This window comes from Nonomuraea typhae (genome assembly GCF_009760925.1).
In the GTDB taxonomy this organism is placed as follows: domain Bacteria; phylum Actinomycetota; class Actinomycetes; order Streptosporangiales; family Streptosporangiaceae; genus Nonomuraea; species Nonomuraea typhae.
Window position 1 is genome coordinate 291,847 of record NZ_VRLV01000002.1, and the last position, 19,486, is coordinate 311,332.

18 protein-coding genes are annotated in these 19,486 nt (G+C 72.2%); all 18 read right to left on the reverse strand.

Features of this window, described 5'->3' with window-relative positions:
- Positions 1–35: 35 nt before the first annotated feature.
- Positions 36–2,060: a transglutaminase TgpA family protein gene (locus FVE25_RS07890; protein ID WP_157245774.1), complete on the reverse strand. Its 2,025-nt coding sequence runs from the start codon at positions 2,058–2,060 to the stop codon at positions 36–38.
- A gap of 377 nt (positions 2,061–2,437) precedes the next feature.
- Entirely contained in the window at positions 2,438–3,517 is a 1,080-nt protein-coding gene (locus FVE25_RS07895) for a DUF58 domain-containing protein (protein ID WP_157245775.1), read from the reverse strand.
- Positions 3,518–3,519: 2 nt separating this feature from the next.
- Entirely contained in the window at positions 3,520–4,515 is a 996-nt protein-coding gene (locus tag FVE25_RS07900) for an AAA family ATPase (protein ID WP_246266786.1), read from the reverse strand.
- 15 nt (positions 4,516–4,530) lie between these two features.
- Entirely contained in the window at positions 4,531–6,705 is a 2,175-nt protein-coding gene (locus tag FVE25_RS07905) for a fibronectin type III domain-containing protein (RefSeq protein WP_157245776.1), read from the reverse strand.
- Between the two features lie 95 nt (positions 6,706–6,800).
- Entirely contained in the window at positions 6,801–7,340 is a 540-nt protein-coding gene (locus FVE25_RS07910; protein ID WP_157245777.1) for a hypothetical protein, read from the reverse strand.
- Complete coding sequence (locus tag FVE25_RS07915) at positions 7,337–7,900, reverse strand: hypothetical protein (RefSeq protein WP_157245778.1); 564 nt, start codon at positions 7,898–7,900, stop codon at positions 7,337–7,339. Before FVE25_RS07915 ends, FVE25_RS07910 begins: the two co-directional genes overlap by 4 nt.
- 32 nt (positions 7,901–7,932) lie before the next feature.
- On the reverse strand, positions 7,933–8,508 hold the full coding sequence (locus FVE25_RS07920; protein ID WP_219825380.1) for a hypothetical protein: 576 nt from the start codon (positions 8,506–8,508) through the stop codon (positions 7,933–7,935).
- Positions 8,505–9,164, reverse strand: coding sequence for a hypothetical protein (locus FVE25_RS07925; RefSeq protein WP_157245779.1), 660 nt, complete (start codon positions 9,162–9,164; stop codon positions 8,505–8,507). The genes FVE25_RS07920 and FVE25_RS07925 overlap by 4 nt, the downstream gene beginning before the upstream one ends.
- Before the next feature lie 13 nt (positions 9,165–9,177).
- Positions 9,178–9,720 (reverse strand): hypothetical protein, encoded by a 543-nt coding sequence (locus FVE25_RS07930; protein WP_219825381.1) that lies wholly within the window; start codon positions 9,718–9,720, stop codon positions 9,178–9,180.
- On the reverse strand, positions 9,699–10,949 hold the full coding sequence (locus FVE25_RS07935) for an MlaD family protein (protein ID WP_157245780.1): 1,251 nt from the start codon (positions 10,947–10,949) through the stop codon (positions 9,699–9,701). Before FVE25_RS07935 ends, FVE25_RS07930 begins: the two co-directional genes overlap by 22 nt.
- Entirely contained in the window at positions 10,950–12,197 is a 1,248-nt protein-coding gene (locus tag FVE25_RS07940) for an MCE family protein (protein WP_157245781.1), read from the reverse strand.
- Positions 12,197–13,372: an MCE family protein gene (locus FVE25_RS07945; protein ID WP_157245782.1), complete on the reverse strand. Its 1,176-nt coding sequence runs from the start codon at positions 13,370–13,372 to the stop codon at positions 12,197–12,199. The genes FVE25_RS07940 and FVE25_RS07945 overlap by 1 nt, the downstream gene beginning before the upstream one ends.
- A complete protein-coding gene (locus FVE25_RS07950) occupies positions 13,369–14,484 on the reverse strand; it encodes an MCE family protein (RefSeq protein ID WP_246266788.1) in 1,116 nt (371 codons plus the stop codon). Before FVE25_RS07950 ends, FVE25_RS07945 begins: the two co-directional genes overlap by 4 nt.
- Positions 14,481–15,506, reverse strand: coding sequence for an MCE family protein (locus FVE25_RS07955; RefSeq protein WP_157245784.1), 1,026 nt, complete (start codon positions 15,504–15,506; stop codon positions 14,481–14,483). Before FVE25_RS07955 ends, FVE25_RS07950 begins: the two co-directional genes overlap by 4 nt.
- Complete coding sequence (locus FVE25_RS07960) at positions 15,503–16,879, reverse strand: MCE family protein (RefSeq protein WP_157245785.1); 1,377 nt, start codon at positions 16,877–16,879, stop codon at positions 15,503–15,505. Before FVE25_RS07960 ends, FVE25_RS07955 begins: the two co-directional genes overlap by 4 nt.
- A 10-nt stretch (positions 16,880–16,889) precedes the next feature.
- Positions 16,890–17,699: an MlaE family ABC transporter permease gene (locus FVE25_RS07965; RefSeq protein ID WP_157245786.1), complete on the reverse strand. Its 810-nt coding sequence runs from the start codon at positions 17,697–17,699 to the stop codon at positions 16,890–16,892.
- Positions 17,699–18,469 (reverse strand): MlaE family ABC transporter permease, encoded by a 771-nt coding sequence (locus FVE25_RS07970; protein WP_157245787.1) that lies wholly within the window; start codon positions 18,467–18,469, stop codon positions 17,699–17,701. The genes FVE25_RS07965 and FVE25_RS07970 overlap by 1 nt, the downstream gene beginning before the upstream one ends.
- Positions 18,470–18,472: 3 nt before the next feature.
- Complete coding sequence (locus FVE25_RS07975) at positions 18,473–19,435, reverse strand: ABC transporter ATP-binding protein (RefSeq protein WP_157245788.1); 963 nt, start codon at positions 19,433–19,435, stop codon at positions 18,473–18,475.
- Between the last annotated feature and the right edge of the window lie 51 nt (positions 19,436–19,486).

Consider the following 19,486-nt stretch of genomic DNA (forward strand, 5'->3'; position numbering starts at 1 on the left):
CGGCTCAGCCCCGTCCGGTCCAGCTTGACGCCTGCTCAGCGCAACAGCAGGCGGCGCCGGACGCGCCGTTTGAGCGGGGTGCTCCGCCGTACCTCTGCGCGGACGGCGTCGCTGCGGCGCCAAGCCTCGTCGGCGGCCTGGTCGGCCACGCCGTCCGGGGCATAGCGCACGTAGTTGGAAATATCCGCAAGAGGCCGCAGATGCTGGGAGATGGCAGCAGGATGCCGCTCCACGACCTCCTCGGCCGTCAGCGCCCGGTTGTCCCTCAGCCCCAGGTCGTCGCAGGTCTGCTGCCACGCCCCGAGCACCCGGCCCTCCGCGCCCGGAGCCGAACGCCTGCGGCGCCGCCGCCACCACGGCAGCGCCATGGCCACCACCGCGTAGACCACCAGCACCCCGGCCGCCGCGGCAGGGACGATCACCCACAGCGGCGCCCCCTCCCCCGGCTCGCGGCCCCCTGCCGGGGACGGCTTGGCCGACGGTTTCGGCTTGTTGGCGCCGCCCTGCGTGAACTCCCCTTCCAGCCGCTCGCTCTCCTCGATGGCCGAGGACACCACCTCATGGTCGTCCTTGGCCCCGCTCCGCCCGGGCGTGGGGTAGAACGGCCGCCAGCCCAGCCCCTCGAACTGAATCTCCGCCCAAGCCATGACATCTCCGGACTTGACCTGATGCACCCCGCCCGACTGCGCCCCCGGCCGGAACCCCACGACGACCCGCGACGGCAGCCCCAGCGTCCGCGCCATCAGCGCGAACGCCGAGGCGAACTGCTCCGACGTGCCCCGATGCGTGGTCTCCAGGAAGAACTCCAGCCCCTTCAGCGAGTGCCCCGGCGGCGCGGTGATGTCGTAGGCGGCGCTGGTCCGCAGATACTTCTGCAGCCGGTACGCCTGCTTGATCGGCTCGTCGGCCCCCTTGACCGCCTGCTGCGCCAGCTTGCGGAACTTCGCCTCCTGCGGCCCCGCCGGGAAGGCCGTCAGCGCCGCGTCCTTGACCGGCACCGCCGCCAGCAACTCCTCCTTGGACGGCCGCGCCACCCGCGAACTCACCTCGTAACCGAACCCCTTGCCCGGCGGCTCGGCGGCCAGCAAAGCCCCGCTGCCCGGGTCCACGGCCAGCCCCGGCACGCCGGTGACCGACTCGGGCCGTTCGGCCGCGGGCAGCCAGGTGCCGGGCAGCCCGTCCACGGTGACGCGCTGCCGTACCGTCTCCGCCGCGCCCGTCCACTCGCCGGCCGGCACCCGCCCGCCCGTCGGCTGGAAGCGCGCGCTCGACGTCCAGCGCACCCCGTCGTACCTGTCCAGTACGGCCAGCCGCCAGTTGGCCGGTTTGTCGGCCTTCACGGTGAACAGCGGCCGATCCGGCGCCTGCAGCCAGGCGGTGACGCGGTCGAGCGGGCTGACGCTGTCCACCCGTACCGGCGGTGGCAGCTCGGCGTCGGACCTCGGGTTGTACGGCTCGGCCGCGATCGGCAGCAGCGGCCCGAATACCAGCGCCGCCCCCGCGAGGAGGCCGGCGGCGGGCAGCCCGGCCAGCAGCCAGCGCGCCGGGCGCCCGTCGCGCACCAGCGCCAGAGCGGCGACCAGCACGACCAGCGCCGCGGCCACCGGCAGGTTCGATCCCTCGCCGTCCACCCCGAGCAGCAGCGCCACCCCGAACGCGGCCACCGCGGGGAGCGCCGCGGCCGCCCTGGTCGTGGTACGGGTGACGATCTCCGCCCCGACCAGCGACGCCAGCCACACCACCGTGTGCACCAGGACCAGCAGCCGCGGCTCCGGCTGGGCCGGGAGCAGCGTGGTGAGCAGCGCCTGCCACGCGTTGGCCAGATCCTTCACCAGGCCGGGCGCGAGCCCCTTGTAGATCGGGACCGTGGCGGCGAACCACAACGCGACGTTGACCAGGAGTGCCAGCCACAGCGGCCGGTTCCTGGCAAGCAGCGCGACCACCACGGGGACCAGCGCCGCCGGCGCCAGCACCTGCAGCAGCGGCTGCGTGGGGAACACCCGGTGACACCCCCACCCGGCCACCCCGGTCAGCACGGCCACAACAAGCAGCGCCGTCACCAACCGCCACGTCAGCGGACTGCGCACACCCCGGCCGGCATCACCCGGACCCGCCGCCCCGGCCCCATCCGACACACTCCCCGGCCCTGCCAGACCCGGCGAGTTCCGAAGCCCGACCAGGTCCGGCGCGCTCCCGGCAGCTGTGGCCGGCCGCCGGCGCCTGCCCCTCCGACCCTGACCAACCCCGTCGCCCGACCCAGGCAATCCCGCGGCAACCCCCGGACCACTCCCGGCGACCCCCGCCGGTACCGCGCCAACCCCGGCACCACTCCCGGCAACCCCCGGACCACCTTCAGCAACCCCCGCCGGCCCGCCCCCGCCCCAAGGCGCACCCGCCGCGTCACCGGCTCCATGAGGCGACGCCGGGTAAGCAGGGCTCATCGGAAACTCCAGGACTGGGCGAGCGCGTCGAGATCGGGCATCGGAACCACGGTGACGCCAGGCGTCGCCGGCCGCCCGTGGCCCAGGTACACGCAGACGACCCGGTCGAACCGCCGCCGCACTCCCGCACACCGCCCGACCTCGGCCGGATCCGCGGTCACCACGACCAGCGACCCCCCGCCCCCGGCCAGCCGGATGGCCTCGGTGACGCCGGCGGCCCCGGCGCGTACCAGGGCGAGCCGGTCCAGCAGCAGTTCGGGGTCGGACTTGGTCTCCGCCAGCGGGCCGTCGCCGGTCAGCACCCGGACGGGGAACCCCGCGCGGGCGGCGGCCACGGCGACGGAGGCGGCGGCGTCCACGGCGGGTTCGGTCAGGTCGCGGGTGTCGAGGACGACGGTCGTGGTGGGCAGGCTGGCGTCGATGAGCTGGCGGACCATCAGCGTGCCGGTGCGGGCGCTGGACTTCCAGTGGACGTGGCGCAGGTCGTCGCCGACGACGTACTCGCGCAGGGTGTGGAAGGTGGCGGTGCCGCTGGGCGCGTTGTCGCTGGTGGGGCCCTCCAGGTGGTGGGCGCGGCCGGACGGGGGCACGGGCAGGGGCACGGTCCGGGGGCGCACCAGCAGCGTGGCGGCCGCGCCGTACGAGCGGACCCGGCGGGTGAGGCCGAGCGGGTCGGCGCGCACGAGGCGCAGGGGACCGACGGGGATCTCGCCGCGGACGGACGTGGGCAGCGAGTACGAGACCATGCGGGCGCCGTTGCGCGGCAGGCGGGGCAGGTCCACGGTGTGGTCGGCGGCGTCGATGCGGTCGTGGGCGCGCACGCCGTTCAGCGCCCAGCGGCCGAGGTTGCGCACGTTGAGGACGGCCACGGCGGCCTCCTCGCGCGGCACCTTCAGCGGCGTCAGCTCGCGGCTGACCTCCAGGCGGGGCTTGGGCGCGGTCCAGGCCATTGCCGCGCCCAGGGCGAGCAGGCCGCCGGTGGCCAGGATCACCGGTTCGGTGTAGCCGAGGAGGAACCCGGCCGTGTACAGGAGGATCGATCCGGCGAGCGTCCCCCAGCCGAGCGGGGTCAGCACGGTCAGGCCGCCTGGGGCAACGGCATCCCGGCGAGGATCTCGCCGAGCACCTGCGCCGCCGTGATCTCGCGCAGCTCGGCGTCGGGCGTGCGGATGAGCCGATGCGCAATCACGGGTACGGCCAGCGCCTTCACGTCTTCGGGCACCACGAAGTGCCGTCCCGCCGCGGCGGCCTTGACCCGGGCGGCGCGCAGAAGGGCGAGGCTGCCTCGGGGGCTGGCACCGAGGCGGAGCGCCGGGTGGGTCCTGGTGGCCCCGCAGAGCGCCACGATGTAGTCGTAGACCGGATCGGCCACGTGGATGCGGGTGGCGAAGTCGATCATCCCGGCCACGTCGGAGGCGCGGGCGACGACGGGCAGCCGCTCGACCTGGGGGCCGGACGGCATGCCCTTGAGCACCTCGACCTCGGCGGCGTGGTCGGGGTAGCCGACGGAGATCTGCATGAGGAAGCGGTCGAGCTGGGCCTCCGGCAGCGGGTAGGTGCCGTCCATGTCCACGGGGTTCTGGGTGGCCACGACGAGGAACGGCCGGGGCACCTCGTGCGGCTCGGAGTCGACGGTGACCCGCCGCTCCTCCATGACCTCCAGCAGCGCCGACTGCGTCTTGGGCGAGGCGCGGTTGATCTCGTCGGCCAGCACGATGTTCGCGAAGACCGGCCCCCGGTGGAACTCGAACTTCTGGTACGCCTGGTTGAAGATCGACACGCCGGTGATGTCACTGGGCAGCAGGTCGGGCGTGAACTGGATGCGCCGCCACTCGGCGTCCACGCTGGCGGCGATCGAGCGGGCCAGCGTGGTCTTGCCGGTGCCCGGCACGTCCTCGATGAGCAGGTGCCCCTCGGCGAACAGGCAGATCAGCGCCAGTTCGACGGCCTCGTGCTTGCCGCGGATGACCCGCTCGATGTTGCCCGCGAGCAGCTGGAAGCGCTGGGCGAACTGCATGGCGAGCTGTTGCGGCTGGTACGGCTGGGCGGTCTCTTCCACGTTGTAGTGGCTCACAGCTGAGTCCCCTTCTCAGTCCGTGCATTCGAACAGCGGTCCCGCCGGGAAGCCCCCCTTGGGCGTGCCCACCAGCGTGTCGTTGAGGTATCCGTTGCCGGCCGACGACTCGATCCGGTTCCAGATGTCGCTGGAGTTCCCGTTGGACGTGTCGGTGTATGGCTCACCCTTCACCTGGCAGATGACCGTGAGCGTGATGTACTGCTTCTGCGGGATCTTCCCCGCCTCCCCGTTCTTCGAGGGCCCCGGGCGGATGATGGTGTTGGTGTCCTCGTTGCTGACGTTCTGGTACTGCTGGCGCGGGTAGGCGAGGTCCGCCGTGGCCGAGGCCACGTCCTGGCTCTCCCCCGCCGCGTTCTTCGCCTTGAGCTTGAACTCGTGCTGCTTGTTGTTCTGCAGCCCCTCCACGTTGAACGAGGTGCCGCTGATGTTGCCGTCGGACTTGGCGCCGGTCAGCACATAGGTGGTGCCCTCGCCGGCGTTGGCGGGCGCGTCCCAGGACAGCTCGGCGCCGCGGTTCTTGGCCTTGGCGGCGAAGTTGCGCGGCGCGCCGGGCGCCACGCAGGGCTTCACTCCGGCGCTCGGCTCGGAGGCGACCTCGCCGCCCTTCCAGTGGGCCACGACGGTGAAGGAGTACTCCCGGCTGCAGTCGCCGCCGGTGAACTCGAACTGGAACGGCCCGCCGGCGTCCACGGAGGCGGGCTTCACGTCGCCGCCGCCACCGCTGACCTTGAGCGTGTAGCGGTCGGGCTTGCCGCCGTCGGAGGCGCTGAAGGTGATGTCGATCTTCCCGGGTCCCGACCTGGCGCTGACCGAGCCGGGCTTGCCCGGCGGGCTCGGGGTCGGCGTGGGCGTCGGGGTGGGGGTCGGCGTCGGCGTCGGGGTCGGCGTGGGAGTCGGGGTGGTCGTCGGGTCCGGCTTCTTCGTCGGCTTCTTGGTCGTCGGCGCCACGGGCTCCTCCGGCGTGCCGGTCTCCTCGGGCTCCTCCGGCGCCTGCGTCCGAATCGGGTCGGGCTGGCGGCCCGTGTTGGTGGGGTCGGGCTTGGGCGTCTGCTTGGGCTTCGGGGTGCTGGTGGGCCCGGGGACGTCGGTGTCGTCCTTGTCGACGCCGTGCTTGCGGCCTTCGGGGTCGACGACGACGGCCTTGTCGCCGTTCTCGTCGTTGGCCCACAGCAGGCCGTCCTTGACGAACATCTCGATCGGGCCCGGCTCGTCGGCCACCTGGATCGTGGTGGGACGGCCGCCGGCGGCGCTGTCCCAGACGATGAGGCCGCCGGTCGTGCTGTCCGGGACGTACACCTTGGTGCCGAGCACCTGCGGCACGCCCAGCGCGTCCGGTTTGGCCGCCTCGAGCTTGGTGGTCTGCACGGCGTTGGAGGAGGTGTCGATCACGACGAGCAGCCCGTCGGGGCCGGGCACGAGGATGGGCACCAGCGAGCCCTCGCTCATCGGCGGGGTGAGCACGCCGCCCTTCTCCGCCTGGGCGACGCCCTTGGGCAGCAGGATCTCGCCCGCGCCGCCGTCGGAGCCGATCACCACGGCGGTGGCGGCCCGGGTGTTGACGATCACCGGACGGCCGCCGGCGATCGTCACCGCGAGCTCCTCGCCGGGCTCGCCGGCCTTGACCGTCTGCGCGGCGACGCCGTTCGCGACGGTCGCGACCTCGCCCTTGGCCGGGACCGGCACCCACAACTGGCCGCCGCCGTCGATGCGGGCGGGACCCAGCGGGCCGGGCAGGTCGATCGGCTGGCCGACGGAGTTCAGGGTGACGGGGTCGATGCGCTGGACCCGGCCCTTGGGGTCGACCGCGTACGCCGTCTGGCCGGAGACCACGAGCTGCATCCCGGCGGCGCCGAAGTCACGGGTCTCGGCGACGCTGAGCTGGCTGGGCTCGATCCGGCTGACGACGCCGCTGCGGTCGTCCACGAGCAGCACCGTCTGGCCCTCCTGGACGATGCGCAGGGGACGGCCCGCCTTGTCGTCCAGGTAGCCGTCCACCTCGCCGGACAGGCCATTGACGTGGACGATCTTGCCTCGTACCTTGGTCCACAGCCATGCGCCCACGTCGGCCAGCTTCGGATTGGCGCTCGACACGCCGACGCCGAACACCGCGGCCGCGACGACGAGGCCACCGGCCACGATCGCGGCGATGACAGCGGTGACGCGGTCGCCTCGGAGCTTGCGCAGCATCCGTCACCCACCCCGTATGTGCAATTACTGAACGTTTGCCCCCGTCTTACCGGGCATCACGATAGCGTGCAGGCGCACCAGGGTGCATGCCTTGCTCAAAACGTGTCTATGTTCGAGATCTTCCATCGATCTCCTTCGAGCACCGCTCCCACCGCGAACATGGCCGGGGCGTAGGACGCCTTGCCCGCCTCCGTCGTGGTGCTGTGCTGATCGGCGAAGATGAGCAGCCGCGCCCGGTTGCCCTCCAGCAGCGTGACGCCGCTGTCGGTCACCGTGGTCGTCAGCACGAGCTTGTTGGCCTGCGCCTGCTCGCGCACCAGGCCGAAGATGCCGTGGTACTGCTGGACGGCCTCGCCCGTCAGCAGCTCCCGCGCCGCCTGCTCGGTCTTGCCGACGTCTGCGTGATCGTAGGAGAAGACCGTGTTCACCGCGTCGGTGATCTGGCTCTTGACCTGGCTGGTCAGGGTCTGATCCGTCATGGCCGTGTTCCGGGTCGTGGTCGTGTTGCGGAGGTCGTGTGCTTTCGTCGCCGCCAGCGCGGCCACACCGCCGAGAAGTACGGTGGCCACCGCCAGCGCGGCGGGCAGCAGGCGCCACCGGGCGAGCGCGGCGCCGGCGGCGGCTACCGTGGTCATGGCGTGATCCGGCGGAGCAGCCCCGCCGCCACCGACCCGGCGACCAGCCAGACGGCGGCGGCCAGGCCGTGGTTGACCAGCGCCTCCCAGCGGGCGTCCGGCAGGTCGAACAGGCCCGTCAGGCCCAGCGACATGGTGCCCGCCCATGAGTCGATCACCTGGTACCAGACGTTGGCGGTGTTCGCCTTGAAGATGGAGAAGGCGGCGTGCACCAGCAACACCGCGGCGACCAGCCGGACGGCCACCTTCACCGCCCAGATCAGCAGGGCGGAAACCCGCCGCCACCCCGCCCTGGCCGCCCCCAGCACCGGCTTGGCCCGCGCCGCGAACGACGTCCTGCCGGGCGGGGCGGGCGGCGCCGGGAACACCGGATACGGCGGCTCGACCGGCCCTCCCTGCGCGGGCACCCGCAGCTGCACGGTCTCCGGGACGGGCGCCGGCACCGGTGGCGCCGCCTCCGGCAAACCGGGCATCGGGTCGGAGAACGCGGACGCCGGCTCGGGCGAGGTGTACACGAGGCTGTCGCCCGGCTGTGGCTGCGGCTGCGGGTCGCGGGTCATCGCGGGCTCCTCTGAAGGGTTGTCTGGGCTGGTCATGAGGTGGTTCCGTCCGGAGCCTGGGTGAGCGCCGACAGCTTCCAGCCGCCGGCCGTACGGGTCAGTTCGCCGACCAGGCGGCTCTTCTTGACCGCGGGTTCGCCCTGGGGCGGGATCACGGTGATCCGCACCGCCGCGATGATGCGGGCGGTCCCGGCCGCCGCGTCGAGCTCGGTCAGCGCCGCCTCCATGACCTTGGCCGTGGTGGTCGTCCCGGCCTTGGCGATCTCCGCGGCGAACGTGCCGCGGCCCTGCACGATCTGCTGGTGGAGCTGGGCGGCCGTGGAGTCCTCCCACAGGGCGAGGTCCCGCTCGACGCTGCGGTGGCTGAGGGTGTTCATGTTCTGTACGGCCTGCGTACCGCTCCTCAGCACCTCCTCGCGCAACCGGGAGTAGCCCAGCCCCTCGTCTCCGGCCGCGCCCACCCACGCCCAGCCGAACCAGCCGGCGCAGATCGCGGAGACGGCGAACAACGCCACCGCCGCCCTCCGCAACCGGCCCCTGCCCTCGTCCGAGGAAGGCGAAGGGGCGGTGGGGGTTTCGGGGGCCGCCTGGGGGCTTGTGGTGGTCATCTCTTCGCCTTGCTGGAGGTGATCTCGGTGATGCGCCAGCGGCCGTCGCGCAGGTGCGCGGTCACGGTGAGCTGCGCGGCCACGGCCGGGCCTGCGGGCTTGCCGCCGCGGGTGGCCGTCTGGTCGAGGAAGACGAGCAGCCGGGCGGTGTCGGCGGTGAGGGTGACGACGCCGGCGCGGACCACCCGGGTGGTGAGCGTGGCCTGCTGGGTCACCACGTCGCGGCGGATCTGGGTGATCAGCCGCGTGTACTGCCCGGCCGCGGTCCCGTCGAGGGAGTCGCGGGCCGCCTGTTCCGTCGCCTCGAGCTCGGCGGGCGAGTAGGTGAAGATCTTGGCCAGCGCGGTCCCGACGTCCCCGGCGACCTGGGCCGTGGCCGTCCGGTCGAGCAGCGCCCGGTTGGCCGGGGTCGCGCCGTGGGTGGCCGTCGTCCGCAACGCCACCCCGGTGACCAGGAAGACCAGCGCGATCCCCGTGAGGATCGCCGGCCGTACCCACCAGGCGGAGGCCCGGCCGGACTCACTCTGCGGCCGGGCGGCCGCCCGCCGGCGCCACCCGTCCTTCTCACGCGCGCGCCGTCTCTCCCCCGGTACGGCATGGCGGCCGCGCCGGGTCGCGGTGCCGGTCTCGGCGACCAGGGTCGCTTCGGTGTCCACGCCGGCCTCCTCCTCACTCGCCCACGGCGGGGATCGCGGTGAACGACTTGAGCTTCCAGCCCGCGCCGGTCCTGGCCAGCCCGGCCTGGAACCGTTTGCGCTCGACCGAGGCCGCCCTGCCGGGCCGGGTGACCTCGATCTCGACGGCCGCGATGATCTGGGCGTCGCCGCCCTCCTGGTCGAGCGCGGTGACGGCGGCCTCGATGACACTGGCCCGGGCGGTGGTCCCGGCCTGTTCCACGGCCTGCCGGGCACGCTCGCGCCCGGCGGCCAGTTCCTCGCGGAGCGGGCCGGTCGTGGCGTCCTGCCACCGGGCCAGCCCGGCGCCGGCGCTGTCCATGGTGTTGAGGACGGTCAGGTGCCGCCGCCCTGCCTCCAGCACCCGGTCGCGCTCGGCGGCGTAGGCGGCCCGCGGGTCGGCCCGCGCCTGCCAGGACGCCCAGCCGGACCAGCCGCAGAAGGCGACGGCCGCGGCGAGGAGCACGAGGGCGGCGGGCTGCGCCCGCCGCCGCAAGGGCGGCCCGGTCCGGCGGGTCAGCGATCGGGATCCGGCCACAGGAGCTCCTCCATCTCGTTGCCGGGGCCGTCGTCGCGCGGGTCGTCCCCGGGGGTGTCGTCGAGGTATCCGGGCAGCTCGTCGAGGCTGAGCGAGCCGGGTTTGGCCGCCTCGGGCACGCCGCCCTTGGGCGCGTTGGCCGAGCCGCGCACGCCGATGCCGGTCGACGGCGGCGACGCGCACCGGGCGCCGGTGTTGAGCGGCGGCCCGGCATCGGTGTCGAGGCCGTTGCGGTAGACGGTCTTGCCGTATCCGCGCACGCACGGCAGCGGGTTGAAGAAGGTGTTGGTCAGGCCGAAGGTGAACGTGCCGTCCTTGGCGGCCGTGGTGCCCGCGGCCACGACCTGCGGCAGCCGTACCAGGAGCTCTTCGAGGCCGCGCCGGCGGGTGAGCGTGAGGTCGGCGGTGGTGAGGAGGTTGGCGACCAGGACGCTGAAGCCGGGGTCGAGTTCGCGCACGAGCCGGGACAGCTCGCGGGTGGCGCCGGGCGCCTCGGTGATGAGCGTGCGCAGGTCGGGGTCGGACTTCTTGAGCTGCTGGGCGAGCAGGCGGGCGTTGCGGCCGAAGTCGCGCAGCGCCTGCCCCTCCTCGTTCTGGGTCTTGAGGACGTACGTGCCGTCGATGAGCAGGCGGGTGGTCGGGACGATGTTCTCGTCGGCGGCCCTCACGAAGCTGCTCTGGTAGTCCAGGAGGGCCCGCAGGTTGGCGCCCTGGCCCTGGAATGCCTTGCCCAGTTCGTCCACGACCGTGCGCAGCGAGTCGAGGGGGACGGAGGCGGCCAGCGCGTTGACGCTGCCGAGGATCTCGGTGACCGGCGCGGGGGTGCTGCCGGCGATCTTCGGGATGACCGAGCCTGCCGCCAGGTACGGGCCGTCGCCGGTGGAGGGGCGCAGGTCCACGTACTGCTCGCCGACGGCCGACAGGTTGGCGACGACCGCCTTCAGCCGGGTGGGGATGCGCGGGGCGGCGTCGTCGATGCGCAGGTCGGCGACGAGGCCGCGTTCGGTGAGGGTCATGTCGCCGACCCGGCCGACGGTGACGCCCCGGTAGGTGACGTTCGCGTCGGGGAACAGCCCGCCGGTCTCGGCCAGCTCCAGCTTGACCACGTAGTAGCCCGGCCGGCCGAAGAACCTGCCGAGCTTGGCGTACTCGAGCCCGATGAAGCCGATCACCGTGACCGCGATGACCAGGAAGGCGGCGACCCGGATGCGGGTGGCGCGGGTCAGCATCTAGTTCTCCTCTCCCGGGGAGGGGGTCGGCTCGGGGCTGGGCGTCGAGGTCGGCGTGGGGGTGGGGGTGGGCGTCGGCTCGGGTTCCGGGCTCGGGGTCGGGGTTTTGGTCTTGCTCGGGCTGGGAGTGGGGGTGGGCGTCTTGCTCTTGGACGGCGAGGGCGTCGCGGACCGCTGCTTGAACGGCTTCTGCTTGACCATGTCGATCGGCAGTTCGGGCCAGTCGTCCTTCGGGTCGGCGTTGATCGAGATGGTCGGCACGATCGGCTGGACGTCGGGCCCGGCCGCCATGGCCAGGTAGGCGTTGAGGTAGTCGCCCTTGACGGCGTTGGCGATCTCGTCGGTGAACGGGTAGGTGAGCGCCACTTCGAGCGCCTTCGGCAGGTCGCGTCCGGCGTCGGAGAGGTTGCGGAGAACGGGGTCGAGTGCCCGCAGATCGGCGACGACGTCGGCCTTGCTGCGGTCGATCACGTCCACGGCCACGCCGGACAGCTTCTCGAGCTGGCTCAGCATGGTGACGAGCGCGCCGCGCTGCTCCTCCAGCACCTTCAGGCCGGGGCTGAGGTCGTCCAGGACCGTGTTGACCTCGGCGCGGCGGGAGTCGAGCGTCCTGGCCAGCCGGTTGAGGCCCTCCAGGGCGTCGATGATCTCCTGTTTGTGCCGGTTGAGGGTGCCGGTCAGGACCTGCAGCCGTTTGAGCAGGTCGCGGATCTCGGCCTCGTTGCCGTCGAGCGCCTTGTTCAGCTCGCGGGCGATGGTCCTGATCTGGGCCAGGCCGCCGCCGTTGAGCAGCATCGACAGCGCCCCGAACACCTCCTCGACCTCGGCGTTGCGGTTGGTGCGCTTCAGCGGGATGTGCGCGCCGGAGGCCAGCGTGCCGCCGCCGCCGCCCTTCGGCGCGGCGAGTTGCACGTACTTCTCACCGAGCAGGCTGGTCTGCTCCAGCCGGGCCTCGGCGTCGGCCGGCAGCGTCACGGCGCCGTTGACCAGCATGGTGACCCGCGCGGTCCAGCCGTCCTTCGGCAGCGTGATCTGGGTGACCCGGCCCACGGCCACGTCGTTGACCCGGACGGCCGCCTGCGGCACCAGGTCGAGCACGGTCTCGAACTCGGCGGTCACCGTGTAGGGCCGCTCGCCGAGGTCGGCGCCGCCGGGCAGCGGCACGTCCCTGATGCCGCCGAACCCGCACCCGGCCAGCATCCCGGCCGCCGCCGCGAGCGCGGCTGCCTCGCGTGTACGGCGGGCCATCAGCGTTCCTCCTGTCCCGGGATCTCCACGGCCGGGCTCGGGCTGGGTTTCTGACTCGGCCGGGCGGTGGAGCCGGTCGCCGTGGGTGAGGGCGTCGGGCTGGAGGCGGCGCCGGGCGTCGGCTGGGCCGTCTTGGACGGGGAGGGCTCCGGCGTCGGGCCGCCGGCCGGCGTGGGCTCCGGATCGGCGACCTGCGCGGGGTCGAGCGCCCGTGCGGCGGGGCCGAACATCAGCTCCAGCAGGTCGCCCCTGCCCATGATCGTCCGGGTCTCCTCGTCGTAGGCGTTGACCACGTTCGTGGCGGCCAGCGGCAGGTTGTCCAGGGCCTCGGCCAGCGAGCGGCGCTGGTCCACCAGGGTCTGGGTGATGCCGGCGAGCTTGTCCACGTTCGCGGCCAGGAGCGTGCGGTTCTCGGCGACGAACGTCTTGACCTCGCCCAGCGCCCCGGCCAGCTCGTGCAGGGCGCCGCCGAGTTCGTCGCGGTCCGCGGCCAGGAAGCCCGCCACGTCGGCCAGCTGTTGTTCGGCCAGCCGTACCTGATCGTCGTTGGCGCGCAGCATGCGCGTGAAGGCGGCGAGGTTGCGCACGGTGGCGAACAGGTCGCCGCTGGAGTCGGAGAGCGTCTTGGACGCCTTGCCGAACTCGGCGACCAGCGTGTTGATGTCGCGGCCGTTGCCCTTGAGGTTGGCGGCGCCGACGTCGAGCACGCGCGAGAGGGAGCCCTCCTTGTTGGCGCCGTCCGGGCCGAGCGCCTGCGCGAACTCGCTGAGCGTCTCGTAGAGCTTGTCCAGCTCCATGGGTACGGCGGTGCGGTCCGCGGGGAGCACCGCGCCAGGCTCGAGCCTCGGGCCGCCGGTGTAGGCCGGGGTGAGCTGGATGTAACGCTCGGCCACCAGCGCGGGGGCGACCACGACGGCCTTGGCCGCGGCGGGCACGTCCACGTCGTCGTCCAGCGTCAGCAGCGCCCTGACCTGCGTGCCCTCGGGGGTGACGGAGGTAATCTCGCCGACCTTGACGCCGAGCACGCGCACGTCGGAGCCGGGGTAGACGGCGACCGCCGAGTGGAAGAAGGCGGTGATCTGGCGGGCGGGGGCCTGCTCGGGCGCGGCGGCGCCGGTGAGCGCGAGGACGAGCGCGCCGAGCAGGGCGGTGACGCGCCCGCGGTGGGCCGTCATCGGCCGTCTCCCTTGGTGGATCCCGGGGCGGGGCTGCCCGTGGGCGTGGGACTGGACGTGGGACTGGAACTGGGCGTGGGTGTGGGGCTGCCGGTCGGGGACGGCTGGCGGCCGCCCGGTTTGGGAGGAAGGCAGCCCTTCTCGGGGAGTCCGTCCGGCAGGTAGTGGCGCGGGATCACCCCGCACAGGTAGCCGTCCATCCACCGGCCGTTGCCGATCGTGTTGCCGACCAGCCGCGTGTACGGCCCGGCCAGCGCGAGTGCCCGGTCCAGGTCCTGCTGGTTGCGCAGGAGCACGTCACCGACCCGGCTCAGGGCGCGCAGGGTGGGGGCGAGCTGCTCGCGGTTGTCCCGGACCAGGCCGACGAGCTGGGCCGACAGCTCCCGGGTGCCGGTCAGCAGCGCGTGTATGGCCTCCCGGCGCTTGCGCAGCTCGCCGAGCAGCAGGTTGCCGCTTCTGAGGAGCTCGGCGAAGTTGTCGTTCTGGGCGGCGAGGGTGCCGCTGAGCTTCTTGGTCCCGGCCAGCAGGCGGGCCAGTTCGGCGTCCCGGGAGGAGATCGTCTTCGACAGCGCCGACAGGCCCGTGACCGCCTGCCGTACATGGGAGGGTGTGGTGGAGAAGGTCGCGGCGATCGTGTCCAGGCTCTCGGCGATCTTGTCGGTGTCCAGCCGGGCCACGGTGCGGCCGAGGTCGTCGAAGGCGGTGGTCACGTCGTAGGGGGCCAGCGTGCGCGACGTGGGGATGGCGCGGGCCGGATCCTGGGCCTCGGGGCCGAGCGGGTCCAGGGCGAGGTACTTGGCGCCCAGCAGCGTCCGGATCATGATGGCGGCGGTGGTCCGGTTGCCGATCCAGGCGTCCCTGACCCGGAACTCCACCCGGACCTTGCCGCGGTCCAGCGCCACGTCGTTGACCTTGCCGACCCGCACCCCGGCCACGCGTACCTCGTCGCCTCTGGTGAGCCCGGCGGCCTCGGTGAAGTAGGCGGTGTAGTCGGTGCCACCGCCGATGATCGGCAGGGCGTCGGCCTGGTAGGCCGCGGCGCCGACGCCGCCGATGATCAGCAGACCGGCCAGGCCGACCAGGATGGGGTTGCGCTCGCGCAGCCGCTTCACCGCTTGCACCTGCCTTGCTTGTTCGGGATGCCCGTGGGCGGCGGCCGGTCGTCGGTGTAGGTGACGCCGCTGATCAGCGCCTCGCACAGGTAGAGGTTGAACCAGGAGCCGTACGAGGCGGTGCGGGAGATGATCTCGGTCTTGTCCGGCAGTCGTTGCAGGAACCGCTCCACCAGCGGCTCGTCGGCGTTGAGGTTGCCGGCCAGGCGGCGAAGCTGCGTGATGTCGCGCCGGAGCGGGTCGCGGCTCTCGGCCAGCAGACCCGCGGTGCTCGTGGTGAGCTCGCCCAGGGCGCTGACGGCCGTGCCGATGGGCTCGCGGTCGGCGGCCAGGCCGCTCATGAGCTTGCGCAGGGTGACCACGAGCGTGGTCAGCTGCTTGTCGCGGGCGTTGACGGTGGCCACGACCTTGCCGAGGTTGCCGACCACCTCGCCGATCAGCTCGTCCTTGGCCGCCAGGGAACTGGTCAGCTCGCCGACCGTCCGCAGCAGGCTCTCGACCGTGGCGCCCTCGCCCTGGAGCACCCGGATGAGCTCGTCGGCCAGCTTGTTGACGTCCCGGGGCGAGAGCGCCCGCATGAGCGGCTGGAAGCCGCGGAACAGCTCGGTCAGGTTGATCGCCGGGGTGGTACGGCCGAGCGGGATCGTGGCCCCCGCGGCCAGGACGCCGCCGATCTCGCCCTCGCCCTGGCCCATGTCGATGTAGCGCTGGCCGACGAGGTTGAGGTACTTGATCGTCGCGGTCACGCCCGCGGGCAGCGGGCGGTCACGCTCGAGGGAGAACTCCACCTCCGCCACCCGCCGCTCGACGATGGCGATCGCCTCGACCTGGCCGACGCGCACCCCGGCGATGCGGACGCTGTCGCCGGTGTTGAGCCCGGCCACGTCGGTGAAGCGGGCGCGGTAGGTGGTGCGCTCGCCCAGGTCGCTGTTGGCCACGCTGATCGCCAGCGCGAGCGTGGCCAGGACGGTCACGACGACGAAGGCGATCGACTTGATCAGCGGTGCGGTGACTTCCCTCATCGGATCCTCACCTCGGCGCCCCGGTACAGCGGCCCGGCCAGGACGCTGCTCCAGTCGGGCAGGTCCTGCGGGGCGCCGCCGTACTCCAGGGCGAGCAGTTCGTTGACGAGCCGGCTCTCCGCGCCGGAGTTGGGCGGGCCGTACGCGCCGCCGAGGGCCTCCACGGGCGGGGTGGGGCCGGACGTGGAGGACGGCGTGGCGCTTGCGGAGACCGACGGACTCACTGACGGACTCGCCGTGGGACTCACTGACGGACTCGCTGACGGGCTCGCCGTCGGACTCGCCGACGGCGAGGCGGAGGGCGAGGGCGTCGGGCCTCCGGTCGGGCGGGTGCCGTCGCCGGTGTAGGGGACGGTGTAGCAGCGCGGCCCGCCCGTGGCCCGGTAGACGGGCGCGTCCCGGCCGGGCAGGTAGCGACCCTTGCTCTGCACGGCGATCGCCTTCACGTGCAGGCCCGGCTCCTTGGTGCCCTTGCCGAGCACCTTGTCCATGAGCGGGACGAAGGCCGCCATCATCTCCAGGGTGCACGGGAACTCGGGCGAGTAGCGGGCCAGCAGTTCCAGGGTGGGGCGGCTGTGGGCGGCCAGCCGGATGAGGTTGGCCGAGTTGGCCCGCAGGAACGTGGTGAGGTCCTGGGAGGCGGCCGTCACGCTCGCGTACAGCTCGCCGAGGTTCTCGCGCTGCTCGGCGACGGTCTTGCTGGTGGTGGTGAAGTCGGCCAGCGCGCGCAGGATGTCGGGCGCGGCCTCGCTGTAGAGGTGGCTGAAGGCGATCAGCTCGCGCACGTTGGCGTTGAGCTCGGGCAGGTGCGGGTTGAGCTTCTCGAGGTAGGCGTCGAGCTGCACGAGGGTCCGGCCGAGCTGCTCGCCCTTGCCCTCCAGCGCCTGCGCCATGGCGTTGAGCGTCGCCGACAGCTTGGCCGGTTTGACCGCGGTCAGCAGCCGCAGCAGGTTGTTGAGCACGACCTGGAGCTCGATGGCGTTGGCGGTGCGGTCCTCGGAGATCACCGCGCCGTCGGCCAGGGACCGCCCGGACGGCTGGGCCGGCGGGATGAGCGCGACGTAGCGGGCGCCGAAGACGGTGGTGGGCAGCATCTGGGCGCTGACGTTCGCGGGGATGAGCCGCAGCCGGGCGGGCTGGAGGGCGAGCGTCAGCCGTGCGCCGTCGCCGTCGGCGGCGATCGTCCTGACCTCGCCGACCACGACCCCACGCACCTTGACGTCGGCCAGCGGGTGCATCTGGTGGCCGACGCTGCCGGTGCGCAGCGTGACGAGCGCGACGTCGGCGAACTGTTTGGTGTAGACGGCCACCGACAACCACACCAGCAGCACGGGGACCATGAGGAACGCCACCCCTGCCAGCCGTCGTCTCATCCCTCGCTCCTTACCCGGTGATCTTCACGGTCGTGGTGGCGCCCCAGATGGCCAGGCTGAGGAAGAAGTCGGTGACGCTGATCAGCACGATCGAGGCGCGTACGGCCCGGCCGACCGCCACGCCGACCCCGGCGGGCCCGCCGGAGGCGCGGTAGCCGTAGTAGCAGTGGGCGAGGATCACCATCACGCTGAAGATCAGCACCTTGAGGAAGGAGAGCATGACGTCGGCCGGCGACAGGAAGACGCCGAAGTAGTGGTCGTAGGTGCCTTCCGACTGCTGGTTGACCACGATGGTGACCATGCGCGAGGACAGGTAGGAGCTGATCAGGCCGATGCCGTACAACGGGATGATCGCCGCGGTCCCGGCCACGATCCGGGTGGAGACCAGGTACGGCAGGCTCGGGATGCCCATGCCCTCCAGGGCGTCGACCTCCTCGTTGATGCGCATGGCGCCGAGCTGGGCGGTGAACCCGGCGCCGATGGTGGCCGACAGCGCCAGGCCGGAGACGATGGGGGCGATCTCGCGGGTGTTGAAGTAGGCCGAGACGAAGCCGGTGAACGAGGCGGTGCCGATCTGGTCGAGCGCGGCGTACCCCTGAAGGCCGACGACGACGCCGGTGAACAACGTCATGGCGACCATCACGCCGATGGTGCCGCCGATGACGGCCAGGCCGCCGCTGCCGAAGGCGACCTCGGCCAGCAGGCGCAGCACTTCCTTGAAGTAGCGGGTGACGGCGGCCGGGATCCACAGCAGCGCCCTGATGTAGACGCCGAACTGGTCGCCGAGGTCGTCCAGCCAGGTGAGGACTCTGGTGTGCATCAGCCCACCTTCGAGGGGACGACCTGCAGGTAGATCGCCGTGAGCACGACGTTCACGAAGAACAGCAGCAGGAAGGTGATGACGACGGACTGGTTGACCGCGTCGCCGACGCCCTTGGGCCCACCGGCGGGGTTGAGCCCCCGGTAGGCGGCCACGACGCCGGCGATGAAGCCGAAGATCAGCGCCTTGAGCTCGCTGATGTAGAGGTCGGGCAGCTGGGCCAGCGCCGAGAAGCTGGCCAGGTAGGCGCCGGGGGTGCCGCCCTGCATGACGACGTTGAAGTAGTAGCCGCCGGCCACGCCGACGACGGAGACGAGGCCGTTGAGCAGCACCGCGACGCCCATGGCGGCCAGCACCCTGGGCACGACCAGGCGCTGGATGGGGTTGACGCTCATGACCTCCATGGCGGCCATCTCGTCGCGGATGGTCCTGGCGCCGAGGTCGGCGCAGATGGCCGAGCCGGCCGCCCCGGACACCAGCAGGGCCACGATCATCGGGCTGATCTGCTGCAGCATGCCGAGCACGCTGGCCGCGCCGGTGAACGACTGGGCGCCGATCTGCTGGGCCAGCGAGCCGACCTGCAGGGAGATGACCGCGCCGATCGGGATCGAGACCAGGGCGGCGGGCAGGATGGTGACGCTGGTGATGAACCAGAACTGCTGGATGAACTCCGCGAACTGGAACGGCCGCCGGAACATCAGGCCGAGCACGGAGCCGCCGAGGGCGAACATCCTGCCCGTCTGGCGTAAGCCGCCGGTGATCGTGGCCATCGTCTACTCCTTCGCGCCGGGCAGGTGGCGGGAGATGATCGCGTCCCTGGCCGCGGGGGCGAGCTCGGGCAGCAGGCGCATGACCCGGTCCATGCGCCGCCACACGGCCTGGCGCGGTGGCAGTCCCGGCGTGGGGGCGAGCTGCTCGGGGATCGCCTTCCTGGCGAACGGCACGGCGCTCTCCATCGCGCGGAGGGCGGCGTCCTTCTCCTCCGACATGCCGATGGGCCCGCGGATGTCGCCCTTGAGAAACTGCCGGACGACCTCGTCGTCGCTGGTCAGCAGGACCTCGCGGGGGCCGAAGGTGACCAGCTCGCGGCGGTAGAGCATGCCGAGGTTGTCGGGGACGGTGGAGGCGATGTCGATGTTGTGGGTGACGATCAGCATCGTGGTGTCGAACTGGGCGTTGAGGTCGATGAGCACCTGGGACAGGAAGGCGGTGCGGACCGGGTCGAGCCCGGAGTCGGGTTCGTCGCACAGGATGATCTCGGGTTCCAGCACCAGCGCCCTGGCCAGGCCGGCGCGCTTGCGCATGCCGCCGGAGATCTCGCCGGGCAGCTTCTTCTCATCGCCCGCCAGGCCGACCGTCTCCATGCTGTCCAGGACGATCCTGCGGATCTCGGTCTCGGTCTTCCTGGTGTGCTCGCGCAGCGGGAAGGCGATGTTGTCGTAGAGGTTCATGGAGCCGAACAGGGCGCCGTCCTGGAACATCAGGCCGAAGAGCTTGCGGGCCGCGTAGACCTGGCGGTCCGGGGAGTTGATCATGTCGACGCCGTCGACCATGACCCGGCCCCTTTCCGGCTTGATCAGGCCGATCAGGGATTTGAGAAACACCGTTTTCCCGGTGCCCGAGGGGCCGAGCATCACGCTGATTTCGCCGGCGGGCAGAATCAGCGAGACGTCTTCCCAAATGGTCTGCGTGCCGAAGGACTTGGTCAGCCCGTGGACCGCCACTTCAATTCCCATTACCTCGCCCAACAGGTCGTGGCATTGCGTGCGGGAAAACTACTCACCGCG